This window comes from Aquitalea sp. ASV11 (genome assembly GCF_016429185.1).
Taxonomy (GTDB): domain Bacteria; phylum Pseudomonadota; class Gammaproteobacteria; order Burkholderiales; family Chromobacteriaceae; genus Aquitalea; species Aquitalea pelogenes.
On sequence record NZ_JAELUD010000029.1, the window covers coordinates 1 to 20,347 of the forward strand.

The 20,347-nt window shown below is 59.2% G+C and carries 20 protein-coding genes and 1 riboswitch; of the genes, 9 read left to right on the forward strand and 11 right to left on the reverse strand.

Going from position 1 to position 20,347, the window contains the following annotated elements:
• From JHD62_RS11010 to waaC, 4 genes are all read right to left on the reverse strand, one after another.
• Positions 1-211: biotin/lipoyl-binding protein (locus JHD62_RS11010; protein WP_199102928.1), on the reverse strand; the 211-nt coding region annotated here is incomplete at its 3' end.
• Positions 208-852, reverse strand: coding sequence for a TetR/AcrR family transcriptional regulator (locus JHD62_RS11015; RefSeq protein WP_199102929.1), 645 nt, complete (start codon positions 850-852; stop codon positions 208-210). The genes JHD62_RS11015 and JHD62_RS11010, both read right to left, overlap by 4 nt.
• A gap of 124 nt (positions 853-976) precedes the next feature.
• Complete coding sequence (waaA, locus tag JHD62_RS11020) at positions 977-2,233, reverse strand: lipid IV(A) 3-deoxy-D-manno-octulosonic acid transferase (RefSeq protein ID WP_199102930.1); 1,257 nt, start codon at positions 2,231-2,233, stop codon at positions 977-979.
• The gene (gene waaC, locus JHD62_RS11025; protein ID WP_199102966.1) at positions 2,230-3,189 is read right to left on the reverse strand and encodes a lipopolysaccharide heptosyltransferase I; all 960 of its coding nucleotides are present in this window, start codon (positions 3,187-3,189) and stop codon (positions 2,230-2,232) included. Before waaC ends, waaA begins: the two co-directional genes overlap by 4 nt.
• Positions 3,190-3,698: 509 nt before the next feature.
• Between waaC and JHD62_RS11030 the strand changes: the two genes are divergently transcribed.
• Positions 3,699-4,457, forward strand: coding sequence for a glycosyltransferase family 2 protein (locus JHD62_RS11030; protein WP_199102931.1), 759 nt, complete (start codon positions 3,699-3,701; stop codon positions 4,455-4,457).
• 220 nt (positions 4,458-4,677) lie between these two features.
• On the forward strand, positions 4,678-5,175 hold the full coding sequence (locus JHD62_RS11035; protein WP_199102932.1) for a GNAT family N-acetyltransferase: 498 nt from the start codon (positions 4,678-4,680) through the stop codon (positions 5,173-5,175).
• Between the two features lie 29 nt (positions 5,176-5,204).
• On the opposite strand, the gene JHD62_RS11040 is transcribed toward JHD62_RS11035, so the two are convergent.
• A complete protein-coding gene (locus JHD62_RS11040; RefSeq protein ID WP_199102933.1) occupies positions 5,205-5,885 on the reverse strand; it encodes a hypothetical protein in 681 nt (226 codons plus the stop codon).
• 370 nt (positions 5,886-6,255) lie between these two features.
• Here JHD62_RS11040 and JHD62_RS11045 point away from each other — a divergent pair, with 370 nt between their 5' ends.
• On the forward strand, positions 6,256-7,470 hold the full coding sequence (locus JHD62_RS11045) for a cation:proton antiporter (RefSeq protein ID WP_199102934.1): 1,215 nt from the start codon (positions 6,256-6,258) through the stop codon (positions 7,468-7,470).
• A gap of 30 nt (positions 7,471-7,500) precedes the next feature.
• On the opposite strand, the gene JHD62_RS11050 is transcribed toward JHD62_RS11045, so the two are convergent.
• The 4 genes from JHD62_RS11050 to JHD62_RS11065 all read right to left on the reverse strand — a co-directional run bounded on the left by JHD62_RS11050 (position 7,501) and on the right by JHD62_RS11065 (position 10,789).
• Entirely contained in the window at positions 7,501-8,820 is a 1,320-nt protein-coding gene (locus tag JHD62_RS11050) for a hemolysin family protein (protein WP_199102935.1), read from the reverse strand.
• A 113-nt stretch (positions 8,821-8,933) separates the two neighbouring features.
• Positions 8,934-9,662, reverse strand: coding sequence for a uracil-DNA glycosylase (gene ung / locus JHD62_RS11055; protein ID WP_255522937.1), 729 nt, complete (start codon positions 9,660-9,662; stop codon positions 8,934-8,936).
• A gap of 141 nt (positions 9,663-9,803) precedes the next feature.
• Positions 9,804-10,133 (reverse strand): rhodanese-like domain-containing protein, encoded by a 330-nt coding sequence (locus tag JHD62_RS11060; RefSeq protein WP_370302995.1) that lies wholly within the window; start codon positions 10,131-10,133, stop codon positions 9,804-9,806.
• Positions 10,130-10,789, reverse strand: a complete 660-nt coding sequence (locus tag JHD62_RS11065; protein WP_199102937.1) for a protein-L-isoaspartate O-methyltransferase — start codon at positions 10,787-10,789, stop codon at positions 10,130-10,132. Before JHD62_RS11065 ends, JHD62_RS11060 begins: the two co-directional genes overlap by 4 nt.
• Positions 10,790-10,907: 118 nt before the next feature.
• Positions 10,908-11,055, forward strand: a riboswitch (TPP riboswitch).
• Between the two features lie 73 nt (positions 11,056-11,128).
• On the opposite strand from JHD62_RS11065, the gene thiC reads away from it, so the two are divergent.
• The 3 genes from thiC (at position 11,129) to JHD62_RS11080 (ending at position 14,224) form a co-directional block, all read left to right on the forward strand.
• The gene (gene thiC, locus JHD62_RS11070) at positions 11,129-13,039 is read left to right on the forward strand and encodes a phosphomethylpyrimidine synthase ThiC (protein ID WP_199102938.1); all 1,911 of its coding nucleotides are present in this window, start codon (positions 11,129-11,131) and stop codon (positions 13,037-13,039) included.
• Positions 13,040-13,397: 358 nt separating this feature from the next.
• Positions 13,398-13,850: a GNAT family N-acetyltransferase gene (locus JHD62_RS11075; RefSeq protein ID WP_199102939.1), complete on the forward strand. Its 453-nt coding sequence runs from the start codon at positions 13,398-13,400 to the stop codon at positions 13,848-13,850.
• 59 nt (positions 13,851-13,909) lie between these two features.
• On the forward strand, positions 13,910-14,224 hold the full coding sequence (locus tag JHD62_RS11080) for an EthD family reductase (protein ID WP_045845934.1): 315 nt from the start codon (positions 13,910-13,912) through the stop codon (positions 14,222-14,224).
• Here JHD62_RS11080 and JHD62_RS11085 read toward each other — a convergent pair.
• The gene (locus JHD62_RS11085) at positions 14,221-15,432 is read right to left on the reverse strand and encodes a winged helix-turn-helix domain-containing protein (protein ID WP_199102940.1); all 1,212 of its coding nucleotides are present in this window, start codon (positions 15,430-15,432) and stop codon (positions 14,221-14,223) included. The two genes, JHD62_RS11080 and JHD62_RS11085, sit on opposite strands and share 4 nt — an antisense overlap.
• Before the next feature lie 155 nt (positions 15,433-15,587).
• Between JHD62_RS11085 and JHD62_RS11090 the strand changes: the two genes are divergently transcribed.
• Positions 15,588-15,869, forward strand: a complete 282-nt coding sequence (locus JHD62_RS11090) for a DUF2789 domain-containing protein (RefSeq protein WP_231588828.1) — start codon at positions 15,588-15,590, stop codon at positions 15,867-15,869.
• Positions 15,870-15,946: 77 nt separating this feature from the next.
• On the opposite strand, the gene JHD62_RS11095 is transcribed toward JHD62_RS11090, so the two are convergent.
• Entirely contained in the window at positions 15,947-17,644 is a 1,698-nt protein-coding gene (locus JHD62_RS11095) for a methyl-accepting chemotaxis protein (RefSeq protein WP_199102941.1), read from the reverse strand.
• Positions 17,645-17,936: 292 nt separating this feature from the next.
• Here JHD62_RS11095 and JHD62_RS11100 point away from each other — a divergent pair, with 292 nt between their 5' ends.
• Positions 17,937-19,913, forward strand: coding sequence for a U32 family peptidase (locus JHD62_RS11100; RefSeq protein ID WP_199102942.1), 1,977 nt, complete (start codon positions 17,937-17,939; stop codon positions 19,911-19,913).
• A 10-nt stretch (positions 19,914-19,923) separates the two neighbouring features.
• Positions 19,924-20,337, forward strand: a complete 414-nt coding sequence (locus JHD62_RS11105; RefSeq protein ID WP_199102943.1) for a YkgJ family cysteine cluster protein — start codon at positions 19,924-19,926, stop codon at positions 20,335-20,337.
• Positions 20,338-20,347: the final 10 nt, after the last annotated feature.

The following is a 20,347-nucleotide window of genomic DNA, read 5'->3' on the forward strand; positions in this document are numbered from 1 at the left end:
CCAGTATCTGCCCGGCCTTCACCGTTGCGCCTTCGTCCACCAGTACTTGCTGCAGGCGGCCACCCACGCGAAAAGACAAATTCACTTCGCGGATATCCACATTGCCGGACAGCACCAGCTCAGCACCATCCTTGCCCTGCTGCCAGTGCCAGATGCCTGCGGCCAGCAGCCCCAACACCAGCAGCCCTGCCACCATGCGTTTCTTGTTCATTGCGCCAGCTCCCTGGCACTGAGGCCTTTCAGGGCCCAGTGCAATCTTTGCTGCAAATGTTCCGGTTCCAGCGCATAGCTGGCCAAACCCTGCTCCAGCAGCGTGGGCAGGATGTGCTTGCCGCTGCTCAGCTGTTGCAACAACACCGGAAAACCCAATGCCGACATCAGATACATCAGCTGGTGCAAGGGCGGTGCCTGACACAGCTGACCAGCCTGTTGCGCCTCGCTCAGGCATTGCAATAACAACTGTGGATGACGCGGCGCCAGATTGCGGATGAATTCCACCGCGGCCACCTCGCCCGCGCCGGCATCCAGCAGCAACTGGCTGATCACCCCGCCCTCGGCGTTGGCAAAAGCCACCAGTTGCAGCAGCATGGCCGACAGGCGGCTCAAGGGTTCGCCCTGCTGCTGCAGGCTGTCCTGCAATTGACGGTACAAGGGCGCATACCACAGCTCCAGCAGGGTACTGACATAGTGCTGGCGGTTGCCAAAGTGATAGACAAAACCACCGGGATTGACCCCGGCCTGCTGGCAGATACCGCGCACGGTCAACTGGCGCAGGCCATGCTGACGCAAATGCTGCAAGCCATGTTGCAGCAGCAGGCTACGGGTGGGATGAGAAGCTGTTTCGCTGTTCATGCTGCCAATTTATACATGCGTATAAAAATGGCAAAGCAATATTCGGCAAAAATTGATGCAGGACAGGAAATGGCTGGCCCGCCGTGGCGGGCAGGCAACAGCGGCCCATGGCCGGGCCGCTGTTTCAGGCAGGCAGATGCGCCTGCAGTAACTGGACAATGCGCTGGCTGGCACCACGGTGCGCCGCGGTAAACGCCAGCGCAGCGCTGTGCATCTGCTGACGGCGGGCATCGTCCTGCAACAAGCCCAGCACCTGCTGCACCAGGGCCGCAGCATCTGCCACTTGCCAGGCAGCGCCAGCCTCCAGCGCCAATTCACTGGCCTGGGCAAAATTGAACATGGATGGGCCAAACAAGACCGGCAGGCCCAGGCTGGCCGGCTCGATCAGGTTCTGACCACCCAGCGGCAGCAGGCTGCCACCGACAAAAGCCACATCGGCACAGCCATAGTAGGCAAACAGCTCGCCCATGCTGTCGCCCAGCCACACGCGGGTAGCGGCAGCAATCTTGCTGTTGTCACTGCGCCGCTGCACGGCAAAGCCCATGTCCTGTGCCAGCGTGGCCACGCTGTCGAAGCGTTCCGGGTGACGCGGCACCAGCAGCAGCAGGGTATTGCCCACCTCGGCCTGTTGCCAGGCCTGCAGGATCAGCTGTTCCTCGCCATCGCGCGTACTGGCGCAAATGAATACCGGACGGTTGCCTATACGCTGGCGAAAATGTGCGGCCAGTTCCGCCATGGCGGCGGGTGGGGTGAAATCGTACTTGGTATTGCCACAGACTTGCGGGAAAACAGCGGCCAATTGCTGCAAACGTTCGGCATCTTGCGGGCTTTGTGCAGCAATGGCGGTCAAACTGCGCAGGGCCGGGCCAATCAGCCCCTGAATGCGGCGATAACCGCGCAGCGATTTTTCTGACAGCCGCGCATTGGCCAGGAAAACCGGCACGCCTTGCTGGCGCGCCGCATGCAGCAGATTGGGCCATAGCTCGGTTTCCATCAGCACGCCAAAGCGTGGCTGCCACACGGCCAGAAAATCGCGCACCGCAGCGGGATAGTCGTAGGGCAGATAACGCACTTCGGCATCGGGGTAGAGCTGGCAGGCGGTATCGCGACCGGTGGGGGTCATCTGGGTGAGCAGCAGCGGCGCATCCGGCCAGTGCTGGCGAATGGCCTGGATCAGCGGCAGGGCGGCACGGGTTTCGCCCACCGATACCGCGTGAATCCAGATCGCCCCGGTAGCTTGAGGCTGGCGAGCCTCGCCAAAGCGTTCGTCCCAGTGCTGCAGATAGGCCGGTGCCTTGCGTGCGCGTTTTTTCAGATAACGGCGAATCAGCGGCGTGGCAGCCCACCACAGCATGGAATACAGCCCGCGCCGCCAGTTCATGCCATGTCCTTGCGTGCCAGCAATGCCTGATACACCGCTTCCACCGTCGGGCACTGACCGATATTGCCCAGATTGGTCGCCCAGGCGGTTTCCACCACCCCGGTCTTGCTTGGGTCGGTATCGGTATAAATGGCTACCAGCGGCACATTCAGCGCATTGGCCAGATGGCACAGGCCGGTATCCACGCCGATGACAGCGCAGGCATGGCCGAGCAAGCCACAGGCTTCGATCAGGTTCATGCGTGGTGCCACCACTGCCTGCGGCATGGCCGCGGCCAGCCGCTCAGCCCTTTGCAGCTCGGCGGTATTACCCCAGGGGATGATCAGCTGCAGGCCATGTCGTGCTGCAAGTTTTTCACCCAGCGCAATCCAGTGTTGTTCCGGCCATTCCTTGGATGCACGGCTGGTGGCATGCAGCAGCACCGCGTATTCGCCTTGCGGCAACCAGTCAGGACGGGCTGCAGCCGGTACGCCAAAACGCGGGCTGCCTTCCGGCTGGTAGCCAAACACCTTGGCCAGCAGCAAACGGCAGCGTTCCACCGCAGACAAGGACCAGTCCACCCGGTGGGTCTTGTCGTACAACAGGCAGGCCAGCGGTTCGCGAATGCTGTGCCGGTCGTAACCCGCCAGCGGGCCACGGCTGAACTTGGCTGGAATGGCACTTTTCAACAGGCCCTGGCAATCCACCACCAGATCCCACTGTGTGGCTTGCAGCTGTTGATAAACCGCCTTCATTTCCGCCCGGGTTTCCGCCGCAAACAGGCGCTTGCGCCAGCGACGCCATGCCATGGGAATAACCTGCTCCACCGCCGGGTGCAAACGCGGGATGTCGGCAAAGTTTTCTTCAGCCAGCCAGCTGATGCGAAGGTTGGGGTAGTGCGTTTTCAGCTCGGTAATGGCAGGCCAGGTGTGGATAAGGTCGCCCATCGACGAGGTACGCACGATCAGTACGTTCATCATGGCGCGCATTGTAACCGAAGCTTGCGCCAAACCGTTGTGATTAAGCTGGCTGAATCCACAGGCAAGTATTGTGGATAAACGCCTGTGAATAAAAATGTGCTGATTTATCCACAATCAGCCACCTGCCCGTCCGCCTGATTAATCCCAGTGCCATCAACAAGGCAAACTACTGACAGAACATGAGTTTTTCAGGGTTATCAACAGAAACGTTCTCCTCTCATTAGTCTCTTCATAATAAAATTCGGTTTAAGATAAATAAGGGAAGCAGCACAAAAATGCCTGCTCACAGGGTGGCATGGGCATGCGACTGACAGCATGTGGATAAACCGGGTTTTCACACTGGACGACAAGTTATCCACAAACCGTCATGGACAGCACAATGCGCTGTTCAACACCTTTTGCAGTAGCCTAAATCATTGAACAGACTGGTAAAAACAAGGTTATCCACAACAAATGACCTTCTTCTACCAGTTTCTTCCATATACATATGGGAATAACAAGAAAAGATGCGAGAGCCGCTCAGCGTTGTACTCATCACCAAAAATGCAGCTGCACAACTGGAAAAAACACTGGCCAGCGTGCAATGGGCAGACGAAATCGTGGTGGTGGATTCAGGCAGTACAGATGAAACCGTGGCGATAGCTTCTGCCTATAAGGCAAAAGTTATCCACCAGGACTGGCTGGGATTTGGTCCGCAGAAGCAATTTGCCGTACAGACTGCCAGTCATGACTGGGTATTGTGTCTGGATGCAGACGAATGGCCATCAGCAGAATTGACCAATCAAATCAAACAGATACTGAACAATCCACAGGCAGCTGCCTACCGTTTTGCCCGCAGCAACCGTTTCATGGGTCGTTTTCTGAAGCATGGAGAAGGTTATCCGGACTGGAGCTTGCGGCTGTTTGACCGACGCCAGGCACGCTGGTCGGATGATGTGGTGCATGAGTACGTGCAGTGCGATGGCACTGTGGAAAAACTGTCCGGCGACCTGATGCATGAATCCGGCGAGGACATTGCGCTTTACCTTGCCAAGCAGAATCGCTACACCAGTTTGCAAGCCGAAATGCTGTATAAACGCGGGAAAAAGGCGGGATGGAGCAAGCTGGTGTTCAGCCCGCTGTTGCGCTTTACCAAGTTTTACCTGGTACGCCGTGGTTTTCTGGACGGTTTGCCCGGACTTGTCCACATCAGCATTGGTTGCTTCAACAGCTATATCAAATACGCCAAGCTCAATGAGCTGCACCGGCTGGGCAAAAAAGACTGAATCGTGGCCAATACCCGCTTGTCGCAGTAGCAAACGAAATGCAAACCAGAGTGTAACCATGCTTCACATGGGCCGTGCCTGGACAACAACACGGTTTTAAGCCGTTCTGAGCGCTCTGACCAACGCTGACTGCTGAAAAGCACTGCAAGCCGGTAAACGCCGTTTCTGGCCGTTTAAAGCAGTGTTTGGCATGAGGCGGGACAGCGAAGAGGGGAAAAGCATGGAAATTCGTGCGGCACAGCCTGCCGATCAGGCTGCATTACTGCAATTGATCATGAGCCATGGCCCGAATGACTGGAACTACCTGCCGCAACAAGGGGTGGAACAGACACTGTCCGGCCTGGCCAGCGGAACCGTGCAAGGCTTGCTGGCAGAAGAGCAGGGCCAGTTGCTGGCGGTGATGCTGTTTGACCGTTCTGATGCCTACCCGGCACATCGTCCGGCTGACATCGCAGCCAGCGAGGCTGCTTTTCTGATTGAAGCAGTGGTAAGCCGTGAGGCGGCAGGACAAGGCCTGGGCAGCCGTTTGTTGCTGATGGTATGCGAGGTATTGCGCCAGCAAGGCTGTCGCTGGCTGTGTGCGGACAGGCATCAGCAAAATGCCGGCTCGGCCGGCATGATGCAGAAGGCGGGTTTACAGGAACTGGAGAGTTTTGCCGACCCGGAACGACGCTGGAGCGGCTCGCGCATGAGTACGGTGTGTGGCAGGCGCTTGTAACCCCGCTGACGCCATATTGCGAGCCGTGCTCAGTACAACTTGCAGTTGATGCCGAGTACCGCTTGCCAGCCCGCGCTGTGGCTGGCCTGTTGATCTGCCATCCAGCGTGAACCTGCACCCACATCCAGCGACCAGCGCGGGTTGAACGGGTGGTTCAGCATCAGCAGCAGATTGCTTTGTTCCAGATGCCAGCCACCACCAATGGCCTGGTGCCCCAGGCTTTGTGCCCGTTGTGTGTTGGCCAGGCTGGCCCAGCCCAGCAGGCTGATGCGCTGGTTGCGCCAGTTGCCCAGGGTGAGATCCAGATTCATCAGCAGCATCTTGCCCGGACTGCTATTGCCCAGCCTGTTGGCATAGCCGATGGACACCGAGCCATCCTGCGGCAGATCCACGCCATAGCGCAGCACGCCCATCCAGTGGCTGGAGTTGGCCCCCAGCTCCCACTGGCTTTCATTGGCGGCTGCCAGCGTCATCCAGCCGCCCGGCGCGGGCAGGCCTAGTCCGGCTTCACCTTGTTGCACGAACAGGCTGCCATAGGCGGTATCGTGGCGTAGCGACAGTGAGGGTTGCAGCTTGCTGCCGGTGCCTGCATCCGTCTGGTACAGATTGCCGTCCAGGCTCAGTGTCATGCTGTGTACGGGCTCGTCGGCAAATACCGACTGGCAGCAAAGCAGGGCGGGCAACAACATCAACGCGGCAGGGCAACGCATGCAGGCTCCGGGGCTGGAAAAATGGGGATTGAAGGGGATTGCAAGTGCTCGGAGCATACGCTTCCGCCCGGGTGCTGCAAACCGCAGCGCATGCAATGACAGGGGCAGAATGGGGCTGGACAAGGCAGGATGACATGTCCGCATGACTGCATGCTGCTTGTTTTTTACCAGGGCCATTCCATGCTGGAAAATCCGCTACAAGTGGATGAATTCACAAGGATAAGCGCGGATTGGTAGGCAAACTGCCAGCAGGAAATTTTATGCAAAATAAGTTAATTTTTATATTTTGCTGAAATTTTGATATTAAGTGGAACTACATCGATATTCCGGCAATCTGTCATGCATTGAAACTGGAATGGAGGGCTGAGCCATGCTTCATCATTCACCCCTGATTGCCACCATTGTCGGCAGTCTGGTATTTGCCTTCATGCTGGGCACGCTGGCCTTCCGCCTGCGTTTGCCGCCGCTGATCGGCTATCTGTGTGCCGGCATCGTGGCCGGTCCGTTCACCCCGGGTTTTACTGCGGACAGCCAGATCGCACCACAATTGGCGGAGATGGGCGTGATTTTGCTGATGTTCGGTGTGGGTTTGCATTTTTCGGTCCGAGACTTGCTGGCGGTAAAAACCATTGCGCTGCCCGGTGCCATCGGGCAGATCCTGCTGGCCACCGTGCTGGGGCTTGGCATGTCGCAGCTATTGGGCTGGCCTGTGGGCGAGGGCGTGGTGTTTGGCCTGGCACTGTCCACCGCCAGCACGGTGGTATTGCTCAAGGCCTTGCAGGAAAAGAATCTGGAACAGACTGACGATGGCAAGATCGCCATTGGCTGGCTGGTGGTGGAAGACCTGGTGATGGTGCTGACGCTGGTGTTGCTGCCCATCTTTGCCGGTGTGCTGGGTGGCAAGGGCGCGGAGGTGGTGATCAGCGGCAGCGCGGTGCTGTGGACCATCCTGCTGACGCTGGGCAAGGTGGCGGCTTTTGTCGCGCTGATGCTGGTGTTTGGCCGACGTTTTTTGCCATGGATGCTGGAGCGCATTGTCTACACCGGCAGCCGCGAACTGTTTCGCCTCGCCGTGTTGTCCACCGCACTGGGTGTGGCCTACGGCGCATCCTTGCTGTTTGATGTGTCGTTTGCGCTGGGCGCATTCTTTGCCGGCATGGTGCTGGCCGAATCGCCACTGAGCCACCGTGCGGCCGAAGAATCTCTGCCGCTGCGCGACGCTTTTTCCGTGCTGTTTTTTGTTTCTGTCGGCATGCTGCTCAACCCGTCGGTGTTGCTGCATAACTTCTGGGAAGTGCTGGGAACACTGCTGATCATCGTGGTGGGCAAATCGCTGGGCGCGTACGGCATTGTGCGGCTGTTTGGCCGCAGCCCGGCTACCGCATTGACCATTGCTGCCAGTCTGGCGCAGATTGGCGAGTTTTCTTTCATTCTGGCCGGGCTGGGTATTGCGCTGGGTCTGATGAACGAACACAGTCATTCGCTGATTCTGGCCGGTGCCATTCTGTCCATTCTGCTCAATCCGCTGTTGTTCTTGTGGACCGAGCGCTGCCGCAAGCGTCTGGAACCGCAGCCCGGTCAATAAAAAACCGCCCTTGGGCGGTTTTTCACTTTCTCAGTTATCGTTTTGTTCCAGGCGGCTGGAGGGCAGCCGGCTGACGAGGATTTTGTCCACCCGGGTCTTGTCCATGTCCATCACTTCAAAACTGAAGCCTTGCCAGTCGAAGCGGTCTGCCGCTGATGGCACCCGGCCCAGCTGGAACATCATCACGCCGCCCAGCGTGTGGATATTGCCGGTGTCTTCTCCCGGCAGTGACTGCTCGACCTCAAAATACTGGCGGAAGCTGTCCAGCGTCACCATGCCGTCCACCAGATAGCTGCCATCCTCGCGCCGCACGATCTCGTCGTCTTCGCCATCGGCATGGATGGAGGGCAAATCGCCTACCACCGTTTCCAGCACATCATTCATGGTGACCAGGCCTTCCAGTTCGCCGTATTCGTCCACCACCAGTGCCAGATGGGTGTGTGCCAGACGGAACTGTTCCATCAGTTGCATCAGCGTTACCGTGGCCGGAACGTAGAGCGGTATTTGCAGGTCGGCAATGAAATCCACGCTTTGCCCGGCCAGTACCCGGTCCAGCATGCGTTTGGTGTCCAGAATGCCCAGCACATGTTCCATGCCGCCCTTGCACACCGGGAAATGGCTGTAAGCGTGCGATATCAGCAACTGGCGGTTGTCGTGTTGCTGGTCTTCGATATCAATGGAAACGATGTCCTTGCGCGGGGTCATCACCGCGGCTACCTTGCGATCGTCCAGCCGGAAGATGTTTTCCACCAACTCCTGCTCGGCACGGTCGAAAATGCCTTCGTCCGCGCCCTGTTCCATCAGCACCCGGATTTCTTCTTCGGTAATGGAGGGTTCATTGCTCTTGCGCGCGCCGATCAGTCGCAGCAGGGTGTCGGTCAGCCGTGACAGCAGGCGCACCAGCGGGGCGGCCAGGCGCGAGAGCAGCAGCATGGGAGGGGCCAGGGTGCTGGCGATGCCTTCCGGGTTCAGCATGGCCAGCCGCTTGGGTACCAGCTCGCCAAACACCAGCGACAAGGCGGTGATGGCGGCCACCATCAGTGCCACGGACAGCGGCTTGTTATAGGCATGCAGCTGTGGCAGGTTCATCTCCAGCCAGTCCTGCAAATGTTCGGACAGCGCCGCTTCACCGTACACGCCGGAGAAAATGCTGATGCTGGTGATACCGATCTGCACCGTTGACAGGAAACGGGTGGGTTCCTCTGCCAGACGCAGTGCCGAGCGCGCCCCGCGGCGGCCTTCTTCTGCCCATTGCTGCAGGCGGATCTTGCGCGAAGAAACAATCGCAATTTCAGACATGGCAAATGCGCCATTCAGCACAATCAATACAAACAGAAAGAAAATATCCACGATGGGCGGCGGGGAGGAAGATGACCCTTGCTAGCTTAGGGCAATGCTGACTGGCTGAAAAGCCGGGTTTTGCGCTGCAAGGTTGTGCTGGGCAACCCTGCAGCAATTCCGTATCAGAACAGGCTGTTCTGGCTGCTGACGGGCATCCAGCGGATGGTGTCGCGGCCATGGGCGGCCAGCCAGGCATTTACCTGCGAGAAATGCCGACAGCCGTGAAAGCCGCGGCTGGCGGATAGCGGCGAGGGATGCGCTGCAGTCAGTACCAGGTGGCGGCCGGTATCAATCCGCTCGGCCTTGGTCTGTGCCCAGTTGCCCCATAGCAAGAATACACAGCCGGGGTTTTGCTGGTTGACCGCATCAATCAGCGCGTCGGTGATGGCCTGCCAGCCCAGCTTGCCATGGCTGCCTGCCTTGTCCATTTCCACGGTCAGCAGGCTGTTGAGCAATAACACCCCCTGTTCGGCCCAGTGTGTCAGGTCGCCACTGGCCGGCATGCCACCACCCAGGTCTGCCACCAGTTCCTTGTAAATATTGCGCAGGCTGGGCGGAATACGCACGCCGGGCGGAACCGAAAAGGACAGGCCCATCGCTTCTCCTGCTCCGTGGTAAGGGTCCTGCCCCAGAATCACCACCTTGATGTCAGCCGGCGCCATGGTGCGCAGGCTGTTGAAAATGAGCGGCTGCGGCGGAAACAGCGTTTTGCCCTGACTGGCTTGTTGTTGCAGTTGCTGGTCGATCTGGCGCAGGCGGGCAAAGATGTCCGGCGTATTGAGGACCGCTTCCCAGGCCGGGTGTACCGGGGCCAGGGCCGGAGCAAGATAGGGGAGGGATTGCTGACTCAAAACGGATTCCATTTTGTCGATTGATTGCCGGTTTGGATGGGGCAAACAGGGGACGGTTCCAAAACAAAAGCCATTCCCGCTGGCAGGAATGGCTTGCTTGTGCTGCGATCTGTTGCTGCTGTCTGTACCGGACTGTCCGGCTCAGTAATGCGCCATGCCCGGGTCTACATCATTGGCCCAGGCTTCCACGCCACCTTGCAGGCTCAGCACCTGTTCGAAACCGGCATTGGCCAGATACAGGCCAACCTGGAAGCTGCGTACGCCATGATGGCAGACGGTGACAATCGGCTGGTCATCCGGCAGTTCGCTCATGCGCAGCGGAATCAGGTTCATCGGGATGTGCAGCGAACCGGCAATGCTGGCCAGCTGCACTTCCCAGTCCTCGCGCACGTCCAGCAACAACGGCTGTGCTGCCGTGCTGTCGGCGCGCCAGGCGGCCAGGTCGCGGGCGGAGATCTCGCGAATCATCAGAATACGAAACGTTCCGGCTCGATGGCTTCAGCCTTGGCCAGACGGGAAATACAGGTTTCGAACAGATTGGTTTCGCTGAAAGCGGACTCGCTGACGCGCTTGATCAGCTTGCAGCTCATGGCCGGCAGGTCACCCACCACCACAATCATGCGGCCACCTACAGCCAGCTGGGCTTTCAGGGTTTCCGGCACCACCGGCAGCGAACCACCCACCACGATCACGTCGAACGGGGCTTGTTCCTTCAGGCCATCCAGGCCGTTGCCTTCCACCAGGGTGACATTGCCGATGCCGGCTTTTTTCAGGTTGGCGGCAGCCGCTTCGCGGGTGGTGGCATTAATCTCGACGCTATATACGTGGCGGCCCAGCTTGGCCAGCAGGGCGGTCAGGTAACCGGCGCCGGTGCCGACTTCCAGAATCTTGTCTTGCGGCTGTACGGCGACATCCTGTGCCAGACGTGCTTCCAGCTTCGGTTGCAGCATCTTGCCGCCATTGGGCAGCGGCAGTTCGGTGTCGACAAAGGCCAGCTGGCGCTTGTCGGCAGCGACGAAATCTTCGCGTTTCACGTGAAACAGCAGGTCCAGAATCTTGGGGTCAAGTACGTCCCACGGACGAATCTGCTGCTCGACCATGTTGAAACGGGCATTTTCAAAATCCATCAGCTTACTCCGAAGGGCTGGCTGCCAGCAGCAGTCAATCGGTATCCCGAAAAACCGGCCGCCCGGACAGCGTGTCATGACGATAACTTGCGATTATCCCACATTTACCTTACCTTCACAGCATCGCTAGGGGTCCTGTGCGCTGTGTTGTGGTGTCCATATCCAGTCTGATTGTGGAATGTTGCCGCTTCATGTTGCATGGGTGAGAAATACCCTTGGAACCTGACCCGGTTAATCCCGGCGTAGGGAAGCGTCATCTGCTTGGTTTTCACCCCTTCCTTGCAGCCGGTCTTGCCGGATTTCGCTCCTTGCGCCGTTTCATCGCATGGAGGAAACCCGATGAACGCGCCCACCAAACTCAACGAAGCGATGACGGTAGATACTGCCGCCATCCAGCCGCTGCCCAATTCCCGCAAGATTTACGTGCAAGGCAGCCGTGACGACATCCGCGTGCCGATGCGCGAAATCAGCCAGAGCGACACTCCCACCCAGTTTGGTGGCGAGCAAAACCCGCCCATTTATGTGTATGACACCAGCGGTATTTATTCCGACCCGGCCGCCAAGATCGACATCCAGAGCGGCCTGCCTGCCTTGCGCGCTGCCTGGATTGCCGAACGAGCCGACACCGAGCAGTTGGCCGGCCTGTCCAGTGAATATGGCCGTGCCCGCGAGGCCGACAGCAAGCTGGACGACCTGCGCTTCAACCTGACACGCAAGCCGCGTCGCGCTTTGCCGGGCAAGAATGTCAGCCAGATGCACTATGCGCGCCAGGGCATCATCACCCCGGAAATGGAATACGTTGCCATCCGCGAAAGCCTGAACCGCAAGGCCTATATCGAGAGCCTGCAAGCGGCAGGTGGCAAGAACGCCAAACTGCTGGAACTGATGACCCGTCAGCATGCCGGTCACAGCTATGGCGCTGCACTGCCGGAAGAAATCACCCCGGAATTCGTGCGCCAGGAAGTGGCCTCTGGCCGCGCCATCATTCCGTGTAACATCAACCACCCGGAATCCGAGCCGATGATCATCGGCCGTAACTTCCTGGTGAAAATCAACGGCAATATCGGCAATAGCGCGGTAACGTCGTCCATTTCCGAAGAAGTGGACAAAATGACCTGGGGCATCCGCTGGGGTGCCGACACCATCATGGATTTGTCCACCGGCAAGAACATCCATGAAACCCGCGAGTGGATTCTGCGCAACTCGCCGGTACCCATCGGCACGGTGCCCATCTACCAGGCGCTGGAAAAGGTGAATGGCAAGGCCGAAGACCTGACTTGGGAAATCTTCAAGGACACGCTGATCGAGCAGGCCGAGCAGGGGGTGGACTACTTCACCATCCACGCCGGTGTGCTGCTGCGCTATGTGCCGCTGACTGCCAACCGCATGACCGGCATCGTGTCGCGCGGTGGTTCCATCATGGCCAAGTGGTGTCTGGCGCATCACCAGGAAAACTTCCTGTACACCCATTTCGAAGAGATTTGCGAAATCATGAAGGCCTACGACGTGGCCTTCAGCCTGGGCGACGGCCTGCGTCCGGGCAGCGTGTGGGATGCCAACGATGCCGCCCAGCTGGGTGAACTGAAAACCCTGGGCGAGCTGACGCAGCTTGCCTGGAAACACGATGTGCAGGTGATGATTGAAGGCCCCGGCCATGTGCCGATGCAGCTGATCAAGGAAAACATGGACAAGGAACTGGAGTGGTGCCACGAAGCGCCGTTCTACACCCTGGGCCCGCTGACCACCGACATCGCTCCGGGTTACGACCACATCACTTCCGCCATTGGCGCAGCGCAGATCGGCTGGTATGGCACTGCCATGCTGTGCTACGTCACCCAGAAGGAACATCTGGGCCTGCCCAACAAGGATGACGTCAAGGAAGGCATCATCACCTACAAGCTGGCCGCCCATGCCGCCGACCTGGCCAAGGGCCACCCCGGCGCGCAGATTCGCGATAACGCCCTGTCCAAGGCGCGTTTCGAATTCCGCTGGGAAGACCAGTTCAATCTGGGCCTGGACCCGGACAAGGCGCGCAGCTTCCATGACGAAACCCTGCCCAAGGACAGTGCCAAGGTGGCGCACTTCTGTTCCATGTGCGGCCCGCATTTCTGCAGCATGAAAATTACCCAGGACGTGCGCGAATTCGCCGCCCAGCAGGGCATCAGCGATGAAGCCGCGCTGCAGAAGGGCATGGAAGTGAAGTCGGTGGAGTTTGTGAAGGGGGGAGCCAAGCTGTACGACAAGATCTGATCCTGTTCATCACCTGACTTATCCACAGGTCTGGAAAAAACGGCAGCTGCGGCTGCCGTTTTTTGTGTCCGGGTTTTATCCACAACCATCGACGATGCGCGCAGCCTGCTGCTGGTGTTGAATCTGGATTGCAAGAAAGAGTCGCGATTGCTGGACTTGCTGGTGTGCAGAATCAAATCCTTTTAATTTCAATGTATTGATGAATCAAGGCTGACTGTGGATAAATGACAGCTCTGCATCTTGCTGTGGATAAGCAGCTCGCCACTTTGCAAAGTGGTTCCATCCATCTTGTGTTCACTGGCTCTGCTCAAGGAGCCATAAGCCGTGCAGCATAAAGGCTTATCCACAGGAGAGTGCCATGACCCAAGCCGTTTCCATCCGCCCGCTTGCCGCCGACGATTTTGCTGCCTGGCTACCCTTGTGGCAGGGCTATCTGGATTTTTATCACAGCAGCCAGAGCAAAGCAGATACCGCCATTACCTGGCAGCGCTTTCTCGATGCGGCCGAACCGATGCAGGCCTGGCTGGCCTGGCAGGGTGAGCGCGCGGTGGGCCTGGTGCATACGGTATTGCATCGCAGTAGCTGGACGCCGGGCAATTACTGTTATCTGCAGGATTTGTATGTACAGCCTGATGTGCGCGGCACGGGGGCCGGGCGGGCGCTGATCGAGCAGGTGTATGCCTATGCGGCAGATGCCGGCTGCAGCCGGGTGTACTGGCTCACCCATGAAAGCAATGCCACGGCGCGCCAACTGTACGACCGGCTGGCGGAAAACCTGGGTTACATCCAGTACCGCAAACAGGTGGGCTGAGGCTGGAGTGCCGGCTGCGATGCGATTATGCTGATGGCCTCACCACCAAGGAAATGGTCATGATCAACGTCAGCATTCTCTATCCGTATAGCGCAACTGCCCGTTTCGATTTCGACTACTACCTGCAACAGCACATGCCGCTGGCCAGCAAGCTGCTGGCCCCGGCCTTGCTGGACATGCGGGTGGAGAAGGGCATCAGCGGCAGTGAGCCGGGCAGTACCCCCAGTTTCACCGCGCTGTGCCAGTTGCAGTTTGAATCGGTGGAGTCGTTTCTGGGTGCTTTCATGCCGATCGCGGAACAACTGCAGGGCGATATCGCCAATTACACCGATATCACGCCGCAGATCCAGTACAGCGAAATCCTGCTGGGCTAGTTTGTTTCAAGATAAGCGGCCAGTTCGCCCGGCCCTTGCTGCAACACCAGCCGTGGCGTGCCATGCCAGGCGGCCAGTTTGTGCAGCATGGCTGCCAGATCGCGACATAGCTGCGCGGCGGGCCTGATGCCGGGTTCCAGGTACAGATTCCTGATTTCAAACACGCCCTGCTGACGGTGGGCCTTGGCATCCATGCGCCCCACCAGCCGGCCACGGTTGAGCAGTGGCAGCACGAAATAGCCAAAGCGGCGCTTGGCGGCCGGGGTGTAGCATTCAATGCGGTAATCGAAGCCGAACAATTCGCTGGCGCGCTTGCGGTCCCATACTACCGGGTCAAACGGCGACAGCGCGGCGGTATGAGTGGATTTGAGCTTCCCTGCCGCAGCCTGTTGCAGCTCGGCCTGCAGGCTGTGATGGACGAAAACATCGTGCTGCCAGCCTTCGATGCGGGCGGGAATCAGCTCCCCCTCATCCGCCAGCTGGTGTAGCAAAGCATCGTACTTGCCCCGACGCAGCCGGTAGTAATCTGCCACCCAGCCCGCCTTGACCACACCCAGCGCCCGGCAGCTGTTGCGCACCATGTCGCGCTGCGCTGTTTCCTGGCTGGGCAGGTCGCGCACATCGTCCCAGTCCGGCATCACCCGTTCTGCCACATCGTAAACGCGCTGAAAGCTGCGTCGCTCCTTCACCATCAACTGCCCCAGCGTGAACAGCACTTCCAGATGGCGTTTTTCCGGCTTCCAGTCCCACCAGCCATCCCCCTTGCCGCCACTGCGTTTGAAATCGGCAGAGCGCACCGGGCCGTGGGTGCGGATTGTCTGCAGCAGATCGTCAACGGCGGGCTGGTGTTGTTCCAGCCAGCGCTGCGGGTATTTCCAGCCCATTTGCGTTGGGTCCAGCATGCGGTGGCGCAGCAGGCGGTAATCCTCGCGTGGCACAAAGCATGCTTCGTGCGCCCAGTATTCGAACAGCTTGCCCGCTGCCAGGCAGTCATCCAGCCAGACGGGGTCGTACTGCCCCAGCCGGCTGAACAGCACCAGATAGGGGCTGCGCGCCACCACGCTGATGGTATCTATCTGCAGCAAGGCCATGCGCCGGATGGTGGCCAGCACATCGGCAGACGTGGCTTTGCGCCGTGCTGGCTGTAACAGCCCCTGGGCGGCCAGATGCAGAAGTCGTGTCTGGGCGAGTGAAAGATGCAGGGTCATGAGGGGCGGCGTAAGTGGTGGGTGAACACACTATATCAAGGCGGTGAAGGTGATGGGGCCCGTGCTGTTGGTGCTTTCCCATCTGTCGGTAGCAGGCAACAACCCTTGCGCTGCATGGGTGCAGTCTGCATTTGCGCATTGCATGCCGGTGTGAAATGGGGCCATCCTGCACCTCTGCACTGGAGCAAGAGGAAAACAAGATCATGGATACCGGCAAGCATCAGCTGGAACAACTATTCGCCCAGCTTGGGCTGGATAACGACGTCACCGCCATCAAGGTGTTTCTGGCCCGCCACTGGCTGGAGCCAGGCCAGGCATTACCCGAAGCAGCGTTCTGGAACCCGGCGCAGGCCGACTTTTTGCGTCAGGCGCTGGCCAGCGACGCCGAATGGGCCGAGGCAGTGGACGAACTGGCGGTATTGCTGAGCCAGAAATAAACCCTGGCAAGTCAATCAAGGCGGGCAGTGGCCAGACGGCGACTGCCCGCTTTTGCATGCTGCCCGCCGTGTCAGCTTCAGCGGGACAGGGCAAGTTGTACCGCACCGGCAGGTGGCTGCTGCTGACGCAGCGGCTGGCCGGCTTGCGGCAGGGTGAAATAGCTGATGGCAGCTTGCAGTTCGTGTGCCATTTGCTCCATGGCACTCGCAGAACTGGCGGTCTGATTGGCCGCGGTACTGGTTTCTTCCGACATCTGCGCCACTTGCTCCACATTGCTGGCAATGCCGCTACCGGCTGCCTGCTGTTCGGCCAGTGCCACCGAAATGGCACTCACCGACTGCTTGATGCTGTTCACATTGTCGTTGATGCGGCTGACCGTATCCCTTGCCTGACCAGCCTGACGCAGCCCGGCTTCCATGCGTTCCACCGTGGCGTGCACATTGTTGATCACCAGTTCGCTGCTCTCCAGCATTTCGCGGATCATGCTGCTGATTTCGGTGGTGGACTGGCCGGTGCGCTCCGATAGCTTGCGCACTTCGTCGGCCACCACGGCAAAACCACGGCCCTGTTCGCCGGCGCGGGCGGCTTCGATGGCGGCATTTAGCGCCAAGAGGTTGGTCTGGTCGGCCACATCGCGGATCATCGCCACCACATTGGAAATCTTTTGCGAGCGGTCGCCCATCAGGTCGGCCTGTTGCTGGGATTGTTGCGCCAGCTCGGCCACCGACTGGATGGTGCCCAGTGTTTCCACAATCACCTGTTCACCGGCTTCTGCCAGTTCGCCGGACATGCGGGCATCCTTGGCCACATCCTGGGAATTGTCGCTGACCGAGCAAATGCTGACCGACAACTGTTCCACCGAGGCGGACATGGAAGAGGCGGCCCGGGTTTGCTCTTCGGCACTGACCGCCACCTGTTCGGATGCGCTGGCCAGTTCGCTGGCATGCACGGTGAGCTTGCCGGTGATGCCGTCGATATGGCGCACCAGGCGTATCAGCTCTGTCTGCATGTGGGCCATGGACATCACGATGCTGCCCTGTCTGGCTTGATCTGTTTGCAGTTTTTCCGCCAGGTTGCCCTGGGCAATACGGCTGGCCAGCGCCACCACATCGCGCGGTTCCCCGCCCAGTTCCGCCAGCAGGCGGCGGATGATGATGGTGGCCACCACTGCGCCTGCGACAATGCCGGCGCACATCAGCAACAAGGACAGGATGGAAAACTGGTGGGCCTGCTGTTGGGATTTGGCAAAGTTTTCCGCTGCCACACGCAGTTGCAGGTCGATCAGCGCATCGATGCGGCTGGAGATGGGGTCGATGGCAGGGTAGAGGCTCTTGTCGACAAATTGCTGCAGCGCAGTCTGGTCGTGGCCTTGCACGATCTGGCGCAATTGCCGGATCTGTCCGTCGGCATTGTGCATGGCGGCTTCGGCTGCGTCGGCCAGGCCTTTTTCTTCGTCGGTCAGGTAGGTAGCCCGATAGCTGCCCCATTGCTGCTTCAGGGTGGCTTGCGCAGCGTCCAGACCGTGCAGGAAGTCGCTGTTGCTCATGCTGCCGGCGCGCAGTTTGTGGGCGGCATCGACAATGTTGACCGCATAGCTGTCACCAGCCTGTTTCAGCTGCTTCAGGCATACCACCCTGTCGTTGTAGGTGGTGGCAAAGTCGGTAAGGATATTCTGCTGGGTCAGCCAGCCAAAGCTGCCGACGCCCAGCGTAACCAGTTGCAACAACAGGATGAGGGCAAACAGTTTTTGCCCTATGGTGAGTCGGTCCAGCATGGTTAAACCCCTTGAAAGCAATGTGGCGCGGTGAGTGGTGTTATTGTGGTATTTAGTTTTAGCGGCCAGTTTCATGTCATGCCAAGTGCTGTTTTGGCTTTAAGTAAGCGCACTTAGTAAGCCTGCGCAGCATGTCATCAGCCTGTCATTTTCCTTGCATGTTTCCTCAACATGGCTCTCGCCTTGCAATATGTTGCTGCTATCTATAAGCCACTGATTACGTTATAATTCCGCCCCTTCCTGCCACTGGTATTGCTTGCAGGAAAGCCCTTTTTACAAGTCAGGAATCGTCATGAGTCTGTTGTCGCACCAGATCGAGCTGCTGTCCCCCGCCAAAACTGCCGAAATCGGCCGTGAAGCCATCCTGCATGGCGCGGATGCGGTGTATATCGGCGGCCCCGGTTTCGGTGCCCGGCATAATGCCAGCAACAGTCTGGAGGATATTGCCGGGCTGACGCAGTTTGCCCACCGCTACCATGCGCGCATTTTTGCCACGCTCAACACCATCCTGCATGACGCCGAGCTGGAAGCCGCGCGCAAGCTGATCTGGCAGCTGTACGACGCCGGAGTGGATGCGCTGATCATCCAGGACATGGGCATCCTGCAGATGGACCTGCCGCCCATCCAGCTGCATGCCTCCACCCAGTGCGATATCCGCGATGCCGACAAGGCGCGCTTTCTGGCCGATGCCGGCCTGTCGCAACTGGTGCTGGCACGGGAACTGAGCATTCCCGACATCAAGCGCATTGCCGCCCGCGTGGGCGATGCCGCTACCATCGAATACTTCATCCACGGCGCGCTGTGCGTGGCCTTCTCCGGCCAGTGCTACATCAGCCATGCCGACACCGGCCGCAGCGCCAACCGCGGTGATTGCTCGCAAGCCTGTCGCCTGCCTTACACCCTGACTGACAAGGACGGTGGTGTAGTGGCTTTCGACAAGCACTTGCTGTCGATGAAGGACAATAACCAGAGCAAGAACCTGGAAGCGCTGCTGGATGCCGGCGTGCGTTCGCTCAAGATCGAAGGCCGCTACAAGGACGTGAGTTATGTGAAGAACATCACCGCGCACTACCGTCTGCTGCTGGATGAAATCATCGAACGCCGCCCGGAACTGGCGCGCGCCTCCAGCGGCAGCAGCGAAATCTTCTTCGCACCGGACCCGGACAAGACCTTCCACCGTGGCAGCACCGACTACTTTGCCACCGGCCGCAAGATCGACATCGGCGCCTTTGATTCGCCCAAATTTGTTGGTGTGGCGCTGGGTGTGGTGCACAAGGTAGGGCCGGACTGGCTGGAGATTGCCACCCCGGAAACCATGAGCAATGGCGACGGCATCAACTTCATGAAAAAGCGTGAAGTGGTGGGCATGCAGCTCAATACCGTGAAGCAGATCGGCCATGTGCCGGGCGGCGACCTGCTGTGGCGTTGCCAGCCGAATGATCCGGCCTTGTTACAAGCCCTGAAGCCGGGAACCGATTTGTGCCGCAACCGCGACCACGCCTGGGAGCTGGCTCTATTGAAGAAATCGGCCGAGCGCAAGGTAGGGGTGTGGCTGACCCTGGACGAACAGGCCGACGGCCTGCGCCTGACCGTGACCGATGAGGATGGCTGTAGCGCCACTGCCAGCGCGGTGCTGGCACTGGAACCGGCCAAGGATGCCGCCAAGGCGGAAAGCGGCCTGCGTGACAACCTGGCCAAGCTGGGCAATACCATGTTCGTGGCCAATGATGTGGCACTGAACCTGAGCCAGCCATGGTTTGTACCCGCTTCCGCCATCAATGCCCTGCGCCGTGAGGCCATCGAGCAGCTGGAACAAGCCCGCCTGAGTGCATGGGTGCGTCCGCCGCGCAAGCTGGCGGTGGAGCCGCCGGTGGAATATCCGGAAAAGACGCTGAGCTACCTGGCCAATGTCTATAACCAGCTGGCCTGGCAGTTCTACCGCAAACACGGGGTGGAGGTGATCGACGCCGCCTACGAGGCGCACCAGGAAGAGGGCGAAGTCAGCCTGATGATTACCAAGCACTGCCTGCGCTTTTCCTACAATCTGTGTCCCAAGCAGGCCAAGGGCGTGAAGGGGGTGATGGGTCAGGTGCGCGCCGAGCCGATGACGCTGAAATCCGGCAATGAAACCTACACGCTGAAGTTTGAGTGCCGCCCCTGTGAAATGCATGTGATGGGCAAGATGAAAAAGCACATCCTGAAAGCACCGGCCCCCAGCGAAGTGCCGTATACCGCACCGCTGACCTTCTTCAAGCAACGTCCGCAATAAGGCAGGCAAGATGGCCGATATCGAACGACTGGAAACCTGGGTCAAGTACAAGAACGGCCTGTGCAGCGATTGCATGGGCAGTTGCTGCTCGATGCCGGTGGAAGTGCGCCTGCCGGACCTGGTACGCATGGGGGTGGTGGACGAATTCGAGCTGGAAGAGCCGGTCAAGAACATTGCCAAACGGCTGGAAAAGCAGCGGGTGATCCAGCATTTCAATTTCAAGCACGGCATTTTCACCCTGGCGCGGCGCGCCAATGGTGACTGCCAGTATCTGGACCAGCAAACCCGTTTGTGCACTATTTACGAGCGACGGCCCAATACTTGCCGCAACCATCCCAAGGTCGGCCCCAAGCCAGGCTTTTGTGCCTATACCCGCAACCCGAAGGCCGCGCGTCCGGCACCGGCGGTGAAGCTATCTGGTTGATGTGGCGGCG

Excerpts from the sequence above, each read along its gene's own strand:
- JHD62_RS11015 (WP_199102929.1), bottom strand. The coding sequence starts at position 852 with ATGAACAGCGAAACAGCTTCTCATCCCACCCGTAGCCTGCTGCTGCAA.
- waaA (WP_199102930.1), bottom strand. The coding sequence starts at position 2,233 with ATGAACTGGCGGCGCGGGCTGTATTCCATGCTGTGGTGGGCTGCCACG.
- waaC (WP_199102966.1), bottom strand. The coding sequence starts at position 3,189 with ATGAACGTACTGATCGTGCGTACCTCGTCGATGGGCGACCTTATCCAC.
- JHD62_RS11030 (WP_199102931.1), top strand. The coding sequence starts at position 3,699 with ATGCGAGAGCCGCTCAGCGTTGTACTCATCACCAAAAATGCAGCTGCA.
- JHD62_RS11035 (WP_199102932.1), top strand. The coding sequence starts at position 4,678 with ATGGAAATTCGTGCGGCACAGCCTGCCGATCAGGCTGCATTACTGCAA.
- JHD62_RS11040 (WP_199102933.1), bottom strand. The coding sequence starts at position 5,885 with ATGCGTTGCCCTGCCGCGTTGATGTTGTTGCCCGCCCTGCTTTGCTGC.
- JHD62_RS11045 (WP_199102934.1), top strand. The coding sequence starts at position 6,256 with ATGCTTCATCATTCACCCCTGATTGCCACCATTGTCGGCAGTCTGGTA.
- JHD62_RS11065 (WP_199102937.1), bottom strand. The coding sequence starts at position 10,789 with ATGGATTTTGAAAATGCCCGTTTCAACATGGTCGAGCAGCAGATTCGT.
- thiC (WP_199102938.1), top strand. The coding sequence starts at position 11,129 with ATGAACGCGCCCACCAAACTCAACGAAGCGATGACGGTAGATACTGCC.
- JHD62_RS11075 (WP_199102939.1), top strand. The coding sequence starts at position 13,398 with ATGACCCAAGCCGTTTCCATCCGCCCGCTTGCCGCCGACGATTTTGCT.
- JHD62_RS11080 (WP_045845934.1), top strand. The coding sequence starts at position 13,910 with ATGATCAACGTCAGCATTCTCTATCCGTATAGCGCAACTGCCCGTTTC.
- JHD62_RS11085 (WP_199102940.1), bottom strand. The coding sequence starts at position 15,432 with ATGACCCTGCATCTTTCACTCGCCCAGACACGACTTCTGCATCTGGCC.
- JHD62_RS11090 (WP_231588828.1), top strand. The coding sequence starts at position 15,588 with ATGGGGCCATCCTGCACCTCTGCACTGGAGCAAGAGGAAAACAAGATC.
- JHD62_RS11095 (WP_199102941.1), bottom strand. The coding sequence starts at position 17,644 with ATGCTGGACCGACTCACCATAGGGCAAAAACTGTTTGCCCTCATCCTG.
- JHD62_RS11100 (WP_199102942.1), top strand. The coding sequence starts at position 17,937 with ATGAGTCTGTTGTCGCACCAGATCGAGCTGCTGTCCCCCGCCAAAACT.
- JHD62_RS11105 (WP_199102943.1), top strand. The coding sequence starts at position 19,924 with ATGGCCGATATCGAACGACTGGAAACCTGGGTCAAGTACAAGAACGGC.